Below are 18319 nucleotides of genomic sequence, written 5' to 3'. Positions count from 1 at the left end.
TGACAATGAAAAGTCTGCTCTACCTTTCTGTTTTTCTTCTTTCGGGAGTAATGGCGTGCGGTCAATCTGCAAAGTCGACTCAACCTGATGCACCTCTGGGCTTTGAAGAATATGACCCCGTTTCGACGCTGAAAGTGCCGGAACACAAACTGACGCGCTCTAAATTTCCGTTCATCGATGTGCATAATCACCAGTTTCAGATGGACAAAGGCGATCTGGGCAAGCTGATTGGTCAGATGGACGAACTGAACATGGGCCTGATGGTGAACTTGAGCGGTCGTGGATTTGCGGATAACGAAGTCGAAAGCACCAAGTTTTTCGACAATGCACTGACTAACATTCAGAAAACCAATCCGAAACGGCTGGTGCTGTTCACAAACATCAACTTCTCAGGAGTAAACGATAAAGGCTGGACAGAAAAGGCCGTTAAAACACTCGAAGAAGACGTAAAGAAGGGTGCCAAAGGGCTGAAAATTTACAAAAGCTTAGGCTTTAGTGTAAAAGACGACAAGGGCAACCGCGTTCGTGTCGATGATCCACGTCTGGACCCAATCTGGGCAAAATGTGGTGAATTGGGCGTGCCAGTATTGATTCACACCGCCGACCCAAAATCGTTCTGGGACCCAATGGATCGCTATAACGAACGGTGGCTCGAACTTAAATTACACGGTGGCCGGAAACGCGGCCCAAACGACCCTGTCCCTTTCGATCAACTGCTGGCCGAACAGCATAACGTTTTCCGCAAGCATCCCAAAACCACCTTCATTGCGGCACACATGGGCTGGTATCCGAATGACCTGAAAAGACTCGACAGCGTCATGACCGTTTTCCCGAACATGAACGTCGAAATCGGGGCCGTCATTGCCGAATTGGGTCGCCAGCCCAGAGCCAGCCGGGCTTTCTTTGAAAAATACCAGAACCGGATTCTGTTTGGTAAAGATAGTTGGGTTCCATCGGAATACGCAACGTATTTCCGCGTGCTCGAAACCAACGATGAGTATTTTCCCTACCACAAAAAATACCACGCATTCTGGCGCATGTACGGCATGGGATTACCCGACGATATTCTGAAAAAAGTCTATTACAAGAACGCGCTACGTATCATTCCAGGACTCGACAAAAGCCAGTTTCCAAACTAATAATGTATATTTGGTTACTGTACTTTTTTGCATAAACAGCTTATACAAGATGAATGCGCTACCAGAAAAACTAAATTCAATGCAGATGCATCTGCTACGTTTCTTCAGCGAACATCCTGTATCTGAGCAGGAAACCGAGGAAATCCAGCGACTTATAGTAACGTATTACGCCCAAAAAGCTGATGCAAGAATGGACGAAATTTGGTCGAAACGAGCATTGACCCAAAAAGATATGGACGACATTCTGGAGGGCCCATTGAAAAAATCGACCCAATCCTGATCCAATGCGCGTTGTTGTTGATACGAACTGTTTGTTAGCTGCCGTTCCTCGAAAATCTCAGTATCGCTGGTTATACGATGCAATTTTAAATGGAGAGATCCATCTGGTTGTTACGACTGAAATATTGGCCGAATACGAAGAGCAATTAGGATTATTTTATGCACCCGATTATGCTGAATTTATCCTAATTGCCTTACTTAATCTCCCCACTTTAGTTCGGATTAATCCGTTATCGTTTTATTGGTTATTGATTGTCAACGACCCTGATGATAACAAATTTGTTGATGCAGCCATAGCAGCTAATGCTGATTACATCATCACAAATGATCGACATTATCGCTTGCTCAAAGAGATTCCGTTTCCTTCAGTCAATTGCGTGCAACTAGCAGATTTCAAACCAATTCTCGATAACTTTCTCGACAATTAATTGGCCATTAATGAAAATTACCGCTATTACCCTTTATCGGTACGATATTCCGCTCAAAGCGCCGATTGCTATTTCGCTGGGTACTATTGACAATGCGCGAAATATACTGGTTGAAATTCAGACAGATGAAGGTATTACGGGTTGGGGAGAAGGGTCGCCGTTCTGGATGATTGTTGGCGAAACACAGGCATCGGGTCTGGCGGCTGCCGATGATATGGCACGTCTACTACTAGGCCGTAATCCACTTGATATTGAGGGTTGTCTGCAAGCGTTGATCCGTTACCTCCCCGCCCACCCAACTACCCGTTCGGCATTCGATATGGCGTTGTACGATATTGCGGCCAAAGCGGCCCGAATGCCACTTTACGCTTTTCTGGGCGGCAGCAAAAAAACGCTCATTACCGACGAAACAATCTACATCAACACGCCGGAACGCATGGTCGATGATGCGCTACGTATTCAGGAAAAAGGTGCTGAAGCCATCAAGGTGAAACTGGGTACCAACCTCCGCGATGATGTTGACCGTATCGAAGCCATTCGTCATGCAATTGGCGGTCAAATACCGATACGTACCGATGCCAATCAGGGTTGGGACGTAGTAACGGCTTCGGCGGTCTTAAAAGCCATCGGCGGCCTGAACGTTCAATACTGCGAGCAGCCCATAAAACGACACGATATTGCCGGGCTACGTCAGATTCGGCAGCGTTCGGACGTACCGATTATGGCCGACGAAAGCCTGTTCGACAGTGTTGACGCCATTCGACTTGTGCGTGAAGAAGCCGTCGATTATTTTAATATCAAGCTCTCGAAAAGCGGGGGTATTTTCGAAGCGCTTAAGATAAACGCCATTGCCGAAGCGGCTGGTATTCCCTGTATGATTGGCTGTATGTCGGAGTCGAGATTGGGCTTGACGGCCAATGCGCATTTTGCATCGGCCCGACAAAATGTTCGATTTTACGATTTAGACGGCTGTTTCGAACATGCCGACGACCCTGTTTACGGAGGCATTACGTATGACGGTTACCAAATTGAACTACCTGAAACACCCGGAATCGGTGCCGAAGTCGATTCCGCCTTTTTGAAACGAATGCCCTCTGTTACCATTTCCTAAACATTCGCGATTGATTCCTTTACCTTATCGGCGTTGCTACGTTGACTCATGAACTTTCCTGCTCCTAAATCCTTTCTACGACTTTTTTCTTTCACCGTGTTCACGGGAATTGGCCTGTTCAACTCCAGTTCTGTGAATGCTCAGAATGAACCCAAGGGTGAAAAGCTTTTTTCGCTCCATTGTGCTACGTGTCATTCGTTCAAGCAGGATGGCATTGGCCCACAACTAAGCGGTTTAAAAGGTGTTGTTGATGCCCAATATCTGACGGCGTTCATCAAAAGTCCTAAAAAGATGATCGACGCGAAGCACCCGCGTGCGCTGGAAAAATCAAAGAAATTCGGCAATATCATGCCTGATTTTCCTCAATTGAAACCGGGTGAAATGCAAGAGTTAGTGGCCTATATCCTCAAAACACCTGCGGCAAAAAAATCAGCCGTTTTGCAAAAAGAGGGGATCATAAATCCTATTCCAGTCCCGATTCCACTGGCCAATATTAACCTGAATCTGAAAAAAGTACTCCAGTTTCCGGCTACAAATAACATCCGGCCGTTTACGCGGATCAACAAAATGGGCTTTCATCCGATCACAAAGGAAAGTCTGGTAGCCGATTCGCAGGGGAAAATCTATATTCTGAACGCCCAAAATCAGCCCGATGTCTTTTTCGACGTCAAGCAGCATTTCCCCAAATTTACGAACGTACCGGGGCTGGCTACCGGTTTAGGGAGCTACGCTTTCCATCCAGATTTTGCGCAGAATGGACTTTTTTACACCACTCATACCGAACCGCCCGGCCAGATAAAAGCCGATTTCGCTTACGCCGATAGCATTCCGGTGAAGCTACAATGGATTATTAATGAATGGACTATCGACAATAAATCGGGACGTAGCGTGACTGGGAAACCCCGCGAAATTCTGCGTGTAAATGTCGTTACGCAGATTCACGGTATGCAGGAAATTGCGTTTAATCCTTATGCCAAATCTGGCGATGAAGATTATGGCTTGCTTTATATCGGCATTGGTGATGGTGGAGCTGTGGAAGAAGAATACCGATTTATTGCCCGTGATAAAAATAGCGTATGGGGCAAAATTCTTCGGATCGATCCAACCGGACGGGATAGTAAAAACGGGCAGTATGGAATTCCAAAAACCAATCCGTTTGTGGGTCAAAACGAATTGAGCGAGGTATATGCCAGCGGTTTCCGAAATCCGAACCGAATTTCATGGATGCAGGATGGTAAAGTCCTGGCTACCAACATCGGTCAGCGAAACATTGAATCGCTTTATCTGCTGAAACCCGGTAAAAATTATGGCTGGCCCGAGCGTGAAGGCACGTTCTCGATAGAACCCAAAACAACCGTGAACGCCGTTTTCCCATTACCTGCCGATGATGCTGGTTATACGTATCCGGTGGCACAATATGATCACGACGAAGGCAATGCCATTATGGGTGGTTTCGAATATACGGGCACTCAGCTACCGATGTTAAAGGGCAAATATATCTTTGGCGAGATTGTACGGGGACGGGTTTTCTTTGTTAATCTAAGCGACCTTCGGGAAGGTTCTCAGGCTATCATTTACGAATTTCCGCTACTGCTCGATGGCAAGCCCACTACGTTGAAAGACCTTTGTCAGGTCGGCAAAATTGATTTACGATTCGGTCAGGATGCGCAGGGTGAACTTTACATTATTACCCGTTCTGATGGAATGATGTACAAAATCACCAACTAAGTCAGGTTGGCGAACGTATCTATTTTTAGTACATGCTTGTTATTACCACTGTTCAATCTGAGGCCGATGTGCAAGGTATTCTAACCCTGCAACAGGCTAATTTACGCCGAAACGTATCAACTGATTTACAGGCTAGTCAGGGTTTTGTTACGGTAGAACACGATCCAAGTGTGCTGCTACGTATGAATCAGGCAGCGCCGAGTATTATTGCTAAAGATGGCGATACGGTGGTTGGTTACGCACTAACCATGCTACCCGAATTTGGGGCCGATGTGCCGGAACTGTTGCCACTTTTTGCGCTAATCAATACGTTGACGTATAAAGAGAAGCCATTGAATCAGTATTCGTGGTACGTAATGGGGCAGGTTTGCGTGGCCGATGGTTATCGCGGTCAGCAGTTGTTCGACCGGATGTTTCAACATCATCAGGAAGTTTACGGAAATCGCTACCAATTGCTGATTACCGATATTTCGGCCAATAATGTCCGGTCGTTACGTGCCCACGCCCGCGTTGGTTTTGAGTCGATTCACGAGTTTTATGACTCTACGATTGGTGAAACGTGGGTTGTCGTGGCCTGGCATTTGGGAAAGTAGAATTCACGACGTAGTGAATTTAGAGATTACAACAATACGTTGATTTTGCTACGTCTCTTCCCGAACTTGAACCGCAATGCGTTTATTTATTCTTGCCCTTTTCGTTACGTCTTCGCTCGCTGCGCAGCCTGTCCCTCAATCGTTTACACCAACAAAATCAGCGTCCGAAGCGGGCTTTTCGCCCGAACGATTGAAACGGCTCGATAGCTGGCTTCAGGAATTAGTTGATAAAGACATTGCGCCGAATGCCGTTACATTTGTGGCACATCGGGGCAAAATTGTTCATTATAAAGCCTTCGGATATAGTAACTTACAGAAGAAAACTCCGCTCAAGCGCGACGATTTATACCGCATTGCCTCACAGTCGAAAGCCATTACTACCGTTACGTTAATGACCTTGTTTGAGGAAGAAAAATTTCTCCTCGACGAGCCAATTTCGAAATACATTCCAGCTTTCAAAAGTCCGCGTGTTCTTACGCGATACGATAAAAATGACCCTGTCGGCGGTACGTTCGATACGCGCCCAGCTAAAAGTGAAATCACCATTCGTCAGTTGCTGAGTCATAACGCTGGTATTCCCTACGAACACCCGCTCGACAAACGGCCTGAGTTTAAAATACCGTTTTTTAACTCAACCGATCCCGACAAACTGGAGGACGTAGTAAACAAACTGGCCAAACGCCCACTCCTGCGCGATCCCGGAACGGATTCAACGGGAGCCGGATTTACGTATGGCTTAAACATCGATATCATCGGCCGACTGGTGGAAATCTTATCCGGTAAACCACTTGACATAGCTATGCGTGAACGAGTACTGGAGCCACTCGGCATGAACGATACGTATTTCTATCTTTCTGAAAATAAGGCAAATCGGCTGGTAGAGTTGTATAGCAAGGCTAGTATGGATAAACCGTTGAGTCTTCATACAAATGAGGTATACCGAAACTCCGCTACGTCGGGTGCTAAAACGTATTTTTCGGGCGGGGCGGGTTTGATTAGTTCGGTAGAGGATTACGCTAAATTCTGTCAGATGCTGCTCAACGGCGGTACGTTCAATAATAAACGGATTCTTGGCCGTAAGACAATCGAGCTTATGCGACGGAATCAGATTGGAGCCGCTGAAGTCTGGGATCGAAAAGACAAGTTCGGCCTTGGCTTCCAGCTAATTACCGAAAATTCTCGTTATGGCGATCAGGCGACTCCAGGATCGTTTACGTGGGGAGGCATGTACTGCTCCGAATTTACTATCGACCCAAAAGAAGAGCTTATTATGCTGATTTTCACCAACGTGCAACCGTATGCCTATTATGGTGATTTTGTAAAGAAATTCCGCATAGCCGTTTATCAGGCTCTGGAATGATATGTATACAACGGAACAAAATACACTAATCTCACTGTATATCAACCAGTTAATTCCATAAATTAACCATACCCTAAGGCCCTCTGTTTAATGCCGCCATTCACTACTTTTGTATCAAATTTATGATACGTAGTTCCAACGCATGGTCAAAAAAATTGCTCTAGTAGTTATAGGGGTATTACTCGTGCTAGTTGTCTGGCAATGGGAGCTGGTTCGATATGGCTGGATGCAGGGACGTGGGCAACTGCGAATTTTGTGGAATACTACACCCGTTGCCGACGTACTGGCAGATCCGGCCTATCCAGATTCGCTGAAGGGAAAAATTGAACTTATCCGCGAAATCAAGCATTTTGCAATAGATTCGTTAAAGCTCGACGAATCGGGAAGTTACGAGTCGTTTTATGATCAGAAGGGGAATCCTATTCTGTGGGTCGTTACAGCCGCTGAACCGTATCAACTAGTTGCAAAACAATGGCATTTCCCTATTTTGGGTACGTTTTCGTATAAAGGTTTTTTTGAGAAAGACTGGGCCGATTCGACCCTCGCCGATTTGAAAAGACAGGGTTACGACACCCGAACCGGCGAAGTTTCAGCATGGTCGACGTTAGGATTTTTAAATGATCCAATCTTGTCCAGTTTTCTGGACAGGTCAGAGGGAAGTCTGGCCGAATTGATTATCCACGAACTAACGCATGGTACGTTGTTCATAAAAAATAATCTGGAGTACAACGAAAACCTGGCCGACTTCGTAGGAGAGTATGGAGCGTTACGTTTTTTGGCCCAGAAGTACGGTAAGGACTCTGTACCTTATAAAAACTATCTGGCTACAAAAGCGTTTTATGAACGATATGATGACCATATTTTGCGGGGAACCCAAACGCTCGATAGTTTATACCGAACGTTTAAACCTACTACGCCGAATATGGTCAAAGATTCGCTGAAGTGGCAAACCATCCGCCAGATTGTGACCTCATCCGACACAATTACCGATCAGCGAAAACCTGACCCGATACGTTTAGTAAAAAAACGACGACTCGACAAACTAAACCTACCGAATAACGCGTATTTTATGGGTTATTTAACGTACCGAAAACAGCAAAATCGTTTTCGGCAAGAGTTTGAGCAGAAGTTTGGCGGAGATTTTCAACGGTATCTAACGTATCTTAAACAGACCTATCCATCGTTTTAAACGAAACGAAGCCTGATAATCAGGCGGCTGTTCCTTATGAAGAAGTTATTAATTGGCATTGGTATTCTTTCGATTCTGGGCGTGGGATTCACAACAATGGACTCATATCGCCGGGTTGTGAACAACAGCTTTGGGCCGGGCGAGCACCTCGAATATCGTGTACACTATGGTTTTCTGAACGCGGCTGAAGCTGTAGTTGATGTAAGCCCTACGCTCTATAAAGTGAATGATCGCCCCTGCTATCGCGTCAATGTCGATGGGCGTACTGTGGGCGCGTTCGACCTCGTTACGCGCATTCGCGATACGTGGCGTTCGTACATCGATACGTCGGCCATTTTACCCCAAAAGTTTTACACCAATCTTCAGGAAAATAACTATCGTAAAGAAGAAAACGTTACGTTCAATCATGAAACGAATACGGCGAAATCGGAAGAAAAAACCGAAAAAGACATCTTCAAAGTCCCTGATAATGTGCATGATCTAATCAGTGGATACTATTTTCTTCGAACCATTGATTTAGAGCGGCTCAACTCCGGTCAGGTTATTGAAGTGCCGGCCTTTTACGATGAAAAGGTCTATAACATGAAAATTCGATACCGGGGAAAAACAACAATTAAAACCAAGCATGGAAAAATCAACGTCTTCAAACTAAATCCGGTGCTTCCGCCCAATAAGCTCTTTAAGGAAGAAGAATCCATCCGTATTTTCGTTTCCGACGATCCTAATAAGGTGCCAGTGAAAGTAGAAGTCGATTTGTGGGTCGGCTCCATGGTTATGGACTTAAAGCATAACAGCGGTCTGAAGCATCCGCTCAGGTTTTATTAGGCTCAATTACTTCCATCCTTGTCGGACACGTAGCACAGCCTTAATAAGCGGGTTCAGGCGATTCCAGTTTACTTGCCAAAACGTAGTCTCAAGAGCGCCAAAACTCTGATAAAATGCCCGAATCGACGGACTTGATGGGCTTTCAAAATCAAACAGTACTGGTTCTGCTACGTTCGATTTGCCAGCTTGTTCCTGAATGAGCTGGTCAATCAATACTGTCCGCGCATTTCCTTTCCGCCCTTCTTTCGACGCAGCATTAAACAGGTAAATAATTCGGTGGCCTTCCTGAACAAACAACGCGCCAGCTTCAATACGTCCGTTACCTATGGCGTAAGACAACCGTACTACGTTGTGCTTCTGCAATGTCTTGACCAGATTTTGTAAAATTTCGTAAGCCCAGTCAGCTACACCACCGGGAATTTTGGCGGCATGATTTTCCTGAAACAAGCGTATCAGCGGCCTCACATCTGTCGATTTCACTACGTGCCAGTTAGCTTTTCTGGCTTGTTTCAGGTTTGTTTTTCGGTCGAGAGAATAATTTCCGCAGATGTTTACGTAGTGATTCGATAAATCAATCGTATGTGTTGAAAATCGCTCGATAGTATCGAAAAACGTAGGATTTGGCCGCTCAATTAAATTGAGTATGGCCCCGTATGAATATCGTTCCACCAGCAACTGAAAAAAAGGGTGCCAGTCTGTTGTTTCAGTTCGGCAAAAAACGCTTAGAAACTGGCAGAAAAAAGGCTGATGCACAACCCAGCCAATCGTAATACCAGCCCACTGTTTCCGACGTAGCGGAATAGCCATAACAGCCTGATACGTAGCAGATTCATCTGTCAATACGATGCCCTCCCACTTCCACATGGGCAAGGGCAATACGGCATCCAGATACCACGAATAGCCGTAAACAATACGTTGCATTGATGCAGCTACACAGGCATTCCAGGCATTGGTATCAATTTCTGTGCGGTGAAGAATTTTCAGCATAGCTTTCTGCTGACGCAGAAAGTAAACTATGGTAACTCGTAGAGAAAACGATTAAAGCTGTGTTTTCAGCTTCTCGATCAAATCACGTGTTTCGGCTTGTTTCGCTACTAAATCGCTGATTGTCTGAATAGCGTGAATCACGGTGCTATGGTCGCGACCACCGAAATGATACCCGATTGATTTAAGCGACAGGTCGGTTTTTTCTTTAGCCAGATACATAGCCACCTGTCGGGGATGAACAAGTTCGCGTTTACGGCTCTTGGCCTTCAGATCGGCAATGGTTACGTTAAAATAATCGGCCACTATCTCCTGAACCGAATCGATGGTCACTTCACGGTCTGAATCGACAACGATGTTACGTAGCGTATGTTTGGCCAATTCCAGATCGATATCACGCCGATTGAGCGAAGCCTGTGCCATCAACGAAACAATCACTCCTTCCAGCTCACGCACGTTGGTATTGACGCTATGTGCCAGATATTCAATTACATTATCGTCAATATAAATACCTTCGGTTTGAAGTTTTTTCTGGATAATGGCAATCCGTGTTTCTAAATCAGGCGTTTGCAAATCGGCGGAGAGTCCCCATTTGAAACGCGACAGCAGCCGATCTTCCAGCCCGTCGAGCGCACGGGGAGCGCGGTCAGACGTCATGATAATCTGCTTGCCTGATTGGTGCAGGTGATTGAAAATGTGGAAGAATATTTCCTGCGTTTTCTCTTTCTTCTGGAGAAACTGCACATCGTCAATGACCAGTACGTCGACCTGCATGTAGAACGACGTAAAATCGCGGATGCCGTCGGTACGTACTGCGTTCAGGAACTGATTGGTAAACTTTTCCGACGTAACGTATAGGACAAACTTATCCTGATTGTTATTCTTGATGTAGTTGCCGATTGCCTGCACCAGATGCGTTTTACCAAGCCCCACTCCCCCATAAATCATCAGCGGGTTAAAGGACGTAACACCGGGTCGTTCGGCCACTGCATAGCCTGCCGAACGAGCCAGCCGGTTACAGTCACCTTCTATGTAGTTATCGAACGTATAGGTTGGATTCAGATATGAATCAAGCGAGAGTGAATCGAGGTCTTTAAGCTGAAAGGGACTTTTTAGAATATCAGGATTAACGTTGTCGGGTTTCGACGTTTGTGGAGTTTTGGTGGTCGGTACGTTAACCGTAAGTGGCCGGTTCTGCTCGTTCCCTTTATCAACAATAATCGAATACTCCAATTGTCCATCTCGCCCAATAGCTATATCGAGCGCTTTCCGGAGCGCATGTACAAAATTATCTTCAATAAACTCGTAGAAAAACTCGCTTGGCACCTGAATCGTCAGCACACTACCGGAAAGGCGTAACGGCACAATTGGCTCAAACCAAATGTTAAAGCTTTGTTCGGGTACAATTTCCCGGATAACACTCAAACAGCGGTTCCACACCGTCATTACCTCACGCTGCATGCCTGGCTGTAGAATAGGTTTGATGAAGAAAGCACATTGACAGTTACGATTCGAGTTACCGAAAAAGGGAGGCAAATGTAGGAATTATCTGGGCAGCTCGAACATGTTGAGGCACGTTTTTTTTGTGTTAATCATGGTGTAGATTCAGGGTTCGGATGGAATGTTAACTTAAAATTAAGTGATTCGAACTGAACATCAAGGGCTAAATGAAATCCCTTCGAATAATGCAACGCCGTCGGCTTGAAACGGAAAAAATAAGCTTTGTCTCCCGAAAAAAGAAAAAGCTGTACTTTTAGGAACCAGAGCATTCGCGTAAATCGGTCAATCAAATTTCTTTTATATAAGAAGGAATCTGTAAACAGAATTGCACCTAAACACCTTTCCTGATGGAGCCTTTTTCATCAACTAACTTCCCTGCTGCCGACAAAGCCAACTGGCTAAAGCAGGTACAACGTGAACTTAAATCGGAGGATGCATATGAAACACTACGTTGGCATACGCCTGAAGAGTTTACGCTGGAACCCTATTACACGCTTGACGATTTAGCCAGTTTGCCACTGGAGGAAATCCAGTCTGCCCAGAAACAGGTACCCGACTGGCTAAATGCACCAGCCTATAACGTTTTTGACGAAAAAGCAACGAATGAAACACTACGTGACGCTTTAAATCGGGGTGCTGATGCGCTAATAGTATCGATTAATTCAGGTGTTGATTTATCACGGCTTCTCAATGGAATCAAGCTGAGCGAAACGCCTGTTTTCTTTCAATCTATCAGTCCAACATCAGCCGCAGAACTGGTACTACAACTAAAAGCGATAGCACCTTATCAGATTAAAGGTGGTTTGCTCACAACCAACGCTACCGCCGAAACCACGCGCCAAACTGCCGATTCGCCCCAATTTCGGACTGTTCACGCCGATGGAACTGTTTTTCATAACGCTGGAGCCACCGCCACACAGGAACTTGCGTTTACGCTGGCTTCACTAGTCGATACGTATGATGCGCTCACAGATGCAGGATTGACGATTGAGCAATTGGTGCCAAAAACGATTTTTTCGGTTGCTATCGGAACCAGCTATTTTCTGGAAATCGCTAAACTACGGGCGCTACGTGTTTTGTTCAGGCGTTTAGTGTCGCATTACTCGCCAAACGTAGCGTTTCAGGCGCCATTTATTCACGCCCAGACCTCTACATTCTACGACGCTATCGCAACGCCTTACACCAACCTGCTTCGTTCAACTACCGAAGCTATGGCGGCCGTTGTTGGTGGTTGTGATGCGCTGACGGTCCATCCGTACAATACGATATTTAGCAAATCGGCCAGTGAAGCTGAGCTAAGTCATGCCGAACGTATTGCCCGGAACGTATCGATTCTGCTCAAATCGGAAAGTTATCTGGATAAAGTGGCCGACCCATCAGCAGGGTCTTACTACGTAGAGAACGCTACGTATCAGCTAGTTAACAAGGCATGGACTTTATTTTTAGTAATAGAAAAGCAGGGCGGCTTTGCAAAAGCTCTGGCCAGCGGTTTTGTTCAGACTGAACTAAACAAAGCATATGAAGCTAAACGAGAAGCTGTACGGCAAGGCAATGTTATTGTGGGTGTTACCAAATTCCGTTCAGACGACACTAAAGCAGCGATTGTACCCAATCCGATTCAGGCCGATGCTGCCGATCTATTACCCAAACGGCGGCTTGCCGAAACGTTTGAATAAACCGTAGCGACCGACCTATGAGACCAAACTTTTCAACGAATAACGTAGCGTCAAAAACCGACGTAGCACCCGAAGCTGGAACCACGTCGTCACTACGTATACCTGCTTTTTCTACGGCTGAAGGAATCAGACTAAAACCATCGTTTACGGCTGCTGATGCGAATTTATCAAACGTTACGTCCTTACAGGCTGGAATTCCGCCCTACCTGCGTGGCCCGTATGCCAGTATGTACGTTCGTCAGCCGTGGACGATACGTCAGTATGCAGGTTTTTCAACGGCCGAAGAATCGAACGCGTTTTACCGCCGAAACCTGGCGGCTGGTCAGAAAGGACTCTCGGTAGCTTTCGATCTGGCTACCCACCGGGGCTATGATTCCGACCATCCACGTGTAGTAGGCGATGTTGGTAAAGCGGGCGTTGCTATTGATTCGGTGGAAGACATGAAAATCCTGTTCGACCAGATTCCGCTTGATCAGATGTCGGTCAGTATGACTATGAACGGGGCCGTAATTCCGATCATGGCGTTTTATATCGTAGCTGCCGAAGAACAGGGTGTATCCCTAGAAAAACTTTCAGGAACGATTCAAAACGATATTCTGAAAGAGTTTATGGTGCGGAACACGTATATCTACCCACCCGAACCGTCGATGCGTATCGTAGGTGATATTTTTGCGTATACCGCCCAGAATATGCCGAAATTTAATTCCATCAGTATCAGCGGTTATCATATGCACGAAGCGGGTGCTCCGGCGCATATCGAACTAGCTTATACGCTGGCCGACGGACTGGAATACATTCGAACGGGTTTACGAGCCGGTATGCAGATTGACGATTTTGCGCCAAGACTTTCGTTTTTCTGGGGCATTGGCATGAATCATTTTATGGAAATTGCTAAACTCAGGGCGGGTCGGTTGTTATGGGCACGTATCGTTAAGCAGTTCGACGGCAGCGGCCAACCGTCCAAGAATCCGAAATCGCTGGCACTACGCACACATTGCCAGACCTCGGGTTACAGTCTTACCGAACAGGACCCGTTCAACAACGTAGCACGTACGACAATCGAAGCCTTGGCCGCCGTACTGGGGGGCACGCAAAGTTTACACACCAACTCGCTCGATGAAGCAATTGCGTTACCAACCGATTTTTCGGCTCGAATTGCCCGCAATACCCAGCTTTATCTACAACACGAAACCAACGTAACGCGCGCCATCGACCCTTGGGGCGGTTCGTACTACGTCGAATTTCTGACGAACGAATTAATCGAAAAAGCGTGGGCATTGATTGAGGAAGTGGAGCAGTTGGGTGGTATGACCAAAGCAATTGAAACAGGTTTACCCAAACTACGTATCGAAGAAGCAGCCGCCCGAAAACAGGCCAGAATCGACGCTGGGAAAGACGTAATTGTCGGCGTAAATCGCTACCAGCCTGCTTCTGAAACCAGCATTGACTTACTTGAGGTCGATAATCAGGCAGTCCGGGAAGCGCAGATTCGACGTATCAATCGGATAAAAGCCGAACGTAACAACGAGCACGTAGCAAAAGCGTTACAGGCGCTAACAGATGCAGCTTTGAACCACACCCTTAACCTCCAGTCGAACCTGCTTGCTCTTGCTGTTGAAGCGGCTCGTTGTCGCGCTACGTTAGGTGAAATTTCTGATGCTATGGAAAAAGCGTTTGGCCGCCACAAAGCCACTATTCGAGCCGTTTCAGGCATTTACTCTGCCGAAGTTTCTGACGATGAAAACTTTCGACTGGCACGTAGTATGAGTGATCAATTCGCCGAAATTGACGGCCGTCGACCTCGGATTCTTGTTGCGAAAATGGGGCAGGACGGACACGACCGGGGAGCCAAAGTTATTGCAACCAGCTTTGCCGATTTGGGTTTCGACGTGGATATGGGCCCGCTTTTTCAAACACCCGCCGAAGTAGCCCGACAAGCCGCTGAAAACGATGTACACATTGTAGGTGTATCAAGTCTGGCGGCTGGTCATAAAACGCTGGTACCACAACTCATTGAGGAATTGAAAAAAATCGGACGTGACGATATTCTGGTTATTGCCGGAGGAGTAATTCCGGCTCAGGATTATCAGTCTCTTTATGATGCAGGCGTAAAAGGCATATTTGGTCCCGGCACGGTGATTTCAGTGGCCGCCCAGAAAATTCTGACGGAACTGCTGGCAAGCTAATTTACTCAGCCTAGCATTGTCCATAAAACAGAAAGCCCAATTCCTGAGTAAGAATTGGGCTTTCTGTTTTATGCGATATTTTACTAATAATACTGATTAATATTTATTGATAACCGAATCGGGCAGGATTTTCACATCGATGCCTGTAGCTTTCATCAGGCTGGCGCGATTATTCTGACCGTCAACATAAGCCGGATTTACTACCATCGACCGATTATAATAATACGAAGCCAGTTCCAGCTTTTGGCGGTTATTCTGTGCAAAACCTTCACCCTGATAAATTACGCCGAGGTTGTTGTAGGCAGGAGCGTAAGCATTGGCAGCCCGAATTGTCTGCTTATAATAGTACTTAGCCGAGTCCACGTTTGGCGTAATTTTCTGGAAAACATAAGCCATTGAAAAGTAAGCCTCTCCGAAGTTCGGATAAATACGGGTAGACTCTTGCAAATGATCGAGCGCCCAGCGACCGTGCTTGTTTGCCCGCGCAATGTTTGTGTCAATCACTGTCTGTGCTTTCTTGACCTGCTCAGGCGTTGGTCGAGGTTTGATGGCGTTGGTAGCGTTTGCAATTGAATCGGCTTTTGTACGGTCTTTCAACCCTTTCTCGATCCATTCGTTTGCTACGTGCCGTTGCACCTGACAACTGTTTGGTGCATAAGGCAAGGCCGAATTGAACAGGATAAAGTTATTTTCCCAGTCCGGATTCCGTTCAATAGTTTTGAACGAATATAATCCGCCTACTACAGCCATAAGCCCCAGCAACGGAGCGTAACGCGCCAAAGCAGGTTTAGTTGCTACGTCGCCATCAACACTAGTTTTATCGCGTACTAGTAGTTTTTGCAGCGCCCAAACCAACACAAATCCGAAGCCCATCACAGCCGCATACGCAAAACGTTCAGCAAAAATACCTCCCCGAATCCAGATGAAGCCCAATCCCGGAGCCATCGTTACGAAGAACCAGAAAATGCCAAAGCCCCATAGTGTGCGCTTAATAAAACCTTTCCAGGCAAGCCAGATTAGACCAAGGAACGAGAAAAACCCAGCCCACGTGAGCAAATCACCTTTGCCACCCGACGGTATTACGTTGTAGGAGTAGTCATACACCAACGGATGCGGTAAGGCCAGCAGACGCAGGTAATACATCAGAAATTTGAACATGGTCGACTTTTGCGTCTTCTCGATAGCATAGGGATAGTTGGCCCAGTCGACTGGCGGTGCTCCGCTGAGGGTACCAATCATTTTCTGCTTCTGGTAGAAAAACAGCGCGGCTACAACCAGAAACGGCCACAAACTAATCATCGATTGCCAGATGTTACGTCGGGCGAACCAGTACTGCATGGCCGGAATCAACGCCAAACTCACAATAGACGACTCTTTCGACAAGAAGGCGAAATAAAGCGATGCACAGGCCAACCCAAGCCAGCTTCCCGACAAGGCGCCCATTATCAGAATACCGATTACACCACCAACCGTGCTACCTAATGAGTTGACCATTAAGCTACTACCAATAACCCATCCGCCAACAATCGAAAACAGGCCGAGTAGTCCGCCCAACAGCCAATCGGTAGCAGGGCCCTTAAACCAGAACTGCGATTTAGCTTCCAGATGCTTCCAATACGTCAGCAACATCAATGCAATGAACAAAAAGCTCAGGATTTCATCTCGTCCTTTAATGTTCGCTACAATCTCCGTGTGAATCGGGTGCGCAATGAACACCAACCCAATCAGGAAAGCAATAATCGTCTGGCCATTCAGCCATTTCTGGAGTAATATCCCAATCACCAGACCTGTTAATGCATATAGGCCCGCATTAATCATGTGGCTGATATTCGGATTATCTTTAAAATACTCCTGCTCCATCGCAAACGTAATGAGCGATAGCGGACGATAATACCCTAACGAGATATTACTAAAGTGCCAGAATTCGGTACGTAGCAGATCAGGAATACCCGCCAGACCTTTTTTCACGAATAGGTTTTGCCCAACAGCGGCAATATCGTCAAGGGCGTATTGGTGCCCGAACGTATTGATGTACAACGCAAATCCGAGTAACGTCAGCACAGCCACCGGCCACCAGGCCACAGGACGTGTTTCTATTGGCAAATCGGACGTTACGGCTGGAGCAGCCGGTTTAGGGGTTACCGGGCGTACCGGAGGGCGTTGAACAGGTTCGGCAGTACGCGCATTCGTCGAACGGGCCGGACCACTAGGTGTTGGGGTAGTTTTGGGAGTCACCGGGCGAGATGCATCGTTGCCCAATGATTGCTTTTTTTTAGCCATAACAGCAGATAACTCGTCGTTTTAAATGAATCTGACTCGTTCCTCAGTTTTTCGGGTAGACTAAGTAGAGAATCACTACATTTATGGATTGTCAAAGTTCTATAAGAATGTTACCAAAATCAATTCAAGTATATTATAAAGCGAAAACATTTCTCGTAACTGTTATCGTTAGCCTGTCTCTGAGTGGCTGTTTAACGGTTAAACCAACCACTTCAGCCAAAACCGAGCTAAATCGTACCGATAATATGGCACTGGGTAATCCAAGCGGAGCTTCGGTTCAAGATCCTGACAATTACCTCATTACCCGTTCTCAATATATCTTATCCTACAATCGTAGCCGAGGCATTGCCAATTGGGTTAGCTGGTGCCTGAATCCTTCCTGGAAAGGCAACAGCCGCAGAACCGATGCTTTCAAACCTGATCCGGCTTTACCAACAGGCTGGTATGCGGCTCGACCTTCGGATTACACCAATACAGGCTTTGATCGGGGGCACCTCTGCCCTTCTGACGACCGCGACGTAACGCCCGAAGATAATGCCGCAACATTTCTTCTAACCAACATCGTGCCACAAGCCCCACGTCATAACCGCGAAGTATGGAAAAATTTAGAAGATTATGGACGAGAGCTAATGCTTAGTGGAAACGATGTGTACATTATCGCTGGTGCAATGGGTATGGGAGGCACCGGACAAAATGGTTCTGCAACGGCACTGGCGGGCGGAAAATTAACTGTTCCGGCTACCCTTTGGAAAATTCTGGTTGTTATTCCGGTTGGTTCTGCTAATACGTTTGAGGTAACAGAAAATACCCGTTTGATTGCTGTTACTATTCCCAATGAACAATCGGCTGCCGACAAACCCTGGCGCGCCTATCTCACCAGCGTCGACAATCTGGAAAGTCTTACTGGTTACGACTTCCTATCGAACGTACCAACCGACATTCAACGTATCATTGAGGCACGTATCGATGGAGGTAGCGTAAATTAATTTACGGTCTGTGTTGTCTTCTTATACGTGACAACACAGACCGTAAACTGTAAGG

Annotated in this window: 15 protein-coding genes; 12 read left to right on the top strand and 3 right to left on the bottom strand. The window is 46.5% G+C overall.

Features of this window, described 5'->3' with window-relative positions:
* Positions 1-5: 5 nt before the first annotated feature.
* From ACYVD4_RS10155 to ACYVD4_RS10115, 9 genes are all read left to right on the top strand, one after another.
* On the top strand, positions 6-1139 hold the full coding sequence (locus ACYVD4_RS10155; protein ID WP_460945097.1) for an amidohydrolase family protein: 1134 nt from the start codon (positions 6-8) through the stop codon (positions 1137-1139).
* A gap of 49 nt (positions 1140-1188) precedes the next feature.
* Positions 1189-1419, top strand: coding sequence for a hypothetical protein (locus ACYVD4_RS10150; RefSeq protein ID WP_460945096.1), 231 nt, complete (start codon positions 1189-1191; stop codon positions 1417-1419).
* Between the two features lie 4 nt (positions 1420-1423).
* Positions 1424-1846 carry a putative toxin-antitoxin system toxin component, PIN family gene (locus tag ACYVD4_RS10145; RefSeq protein ID WP_460945094.1) on the top strand — a complete coding sequence of 141 codons (423 nt, stop codon included), beginning with the start codon at positions 1424-1426 and terminating at the stop codon, positions 1844-1846.
* Positions 1847-1856: 10 nt separating this feature from the next.
* Positions 1857-2957 carry a mandelate racemase/muconate lactonizing enzyme family protein gene (locus ACYVD4_RS10140; protein WP_460945092.1) on the top strand — a complete coding sequence of 367 codons (1101 nt, stop codon included), beginning with the start codon at positions 1857-1859 and terminating at the stop codon, positions 2955-2957.
* 132 nt (positions 2958-3089) lie between these two features.
* A complete protein-coding gene (locus ACYVD4_RS10135) occupies positions 3090-4685 on the top strand; it encodes a PQQ-dependent sugar dehydrogenase (protein WP_460945090.1) in 1596 nt (531 codons plus the stop codon).
* A gap of 32 nt (positions 4686-4717) precedes the next feature.
* Positions 4718-5278 carry a GNAT family N-acetyltransferase gene (locus ACYVD4_RS10130; RefSeq protein WP_460945088.1) on the top strand — a complete coding sequence of 187 codons (561 nt, stop codon included), beginning with the start codon at positions 4718-4720 and terminating at the stop codon, positions 5276-5278.
* Positions 5279-5354: 76 nt separating this feature from the next.
* Positions 5355-6638, top strand: coding sequence for a serine hydrolase domain-containing protein (locus ACYVD4_RS10125; protein ID WP_460945086.1), 1284 nt, complete (start codon positions 5355-5357; stop codon positions 6636-6638).
* 142 nt (positions 6639-6780) lie between these two features.
* Positions 6781-7827: an aminopeptidase gene (locus tag ACYVD4_RS10120; RefSeq protein WP_460945084.1), complete on the top strand. Its 1047-nt coding sequence runs from the start codon at positions 6781-6783 to the stop codon at positions 7825-7827.
* A gap of 36 nt (positions 7828-7863) precedes the next feature.
* The gene (locus tag ACYVD4_RS10115) at positions 7864-8652 is read left to right on the top strand and encodes a DUF3108 domain-containing protein (RefSeq protein WP_460945082.1); all 789 of its coding nucleotides are present in this window, start codon (positions 7864-7866) and stop codon (positions 8650-8652) included.
* 6 nt (positions 8653-8658) lie between these two features.
* On the opposite strand, the gene ACYVD4_RS10110 is transcribed toward ACYVD4_RS10115, so the two are convergent.
* Both ACYVD4_RS10110 and dnaA read right to left on the bottom strand, forming a co-directional pair.
* Positions 8659-9639 (bottom strand): GNAT family N-acetyltransferase, encoded by a 981-nt coding sequence (locus tag ACYVD4_RS10110; protein ID WP_460945080.1) that lies wholly within the window; start codon positions 9637-9639, stop codon positions 8659-8661.
* 51 nt (positions 9640-9690) lie between these two features.
* Positions 9691-11097: a chromosomal replication initiator protein DnaA gene (gene dnaA, locus ACYVD4_RS10105; protein WP_460945078.1), complete on the bottom strand. Its 1407-nt coding sequence runs from the start codon at positions 11095-11097 to the stop codon at positions 9691-9693.
* A gap of 386 nt (positions 11098-11483) precedes the next feature.
* Here dnaA and ACYVD4_RS10100 point away from each other — a divergent pair, with 386 nt between their 5' ends.
* Both ACYVD4_RS10100 and scpA read left to right on the top strand, forming a co-directional pair.
* Positions 11484-12812, top strand: a complete 1329-nt coding sequence (locus tag ACYVD4_RS10100; RefSeq protein ID WP_460945076.1) for a methylmalonyl-CoA mutase family protein — start codon at positions 11484-11486, stop codon at positions 12810-12812.
* Between the two features lie 17 nt (positions 12813-12829).
* Positions 12830-14998 carry a methylmalonyl-CoA mutase gene (gene scpA, locus ACYVD4_RS10095; RefSeq protein ID WP_460945074.1) on the top strand — a complete coding sequence of 723 codons (2169 nt, stop codon included), beginning with the start codon at positions 12830-12832 and terminating at the stop codon, positions 14996-14998.
* A 96-nt stretch (positions 14999-15094) separates the two neighbouring features.
* On the opposite strand, the gene ACYVD4_RS10090 is transcribed toward scpA, so the two are convergent.
* Complete coding sequence (locus tag ACYVD4_RS10090; RefSeq protein ID WP_460945072.1) at positions 15095-17278, bottom strand: tetratricopeptide repeat protein; 2184 nt, start codon at positions 17276-17278, stop codon at positions 15095-15097.
* A 107-nt stretch (positions 17279-17385) separates the two neighbouring features.
* Between ACYVD4_RS10090 and ACYVD4_RS10085 the strand changes: the two genes are divergently transcribed.
* A complete protein-coding gene (locus ACYVD4_RS10085) occupies positions 17386-18264 on the top strand; it encodes a DNA/RNA non-specific endonuclease (RefSeq protein WP_460945070.1) in 879 nt (292 codons plus the stop codon).
* Positions 18265-18319 lie beyond the last annotated feature (55 nt).

The organism is Spirosoma daeguense (assembly GCF_054776875.1).
Note: the sequence above shows the minus strand (reverse complement) of the source record. Positions and strands in the feature narration are given on the sequence as shown.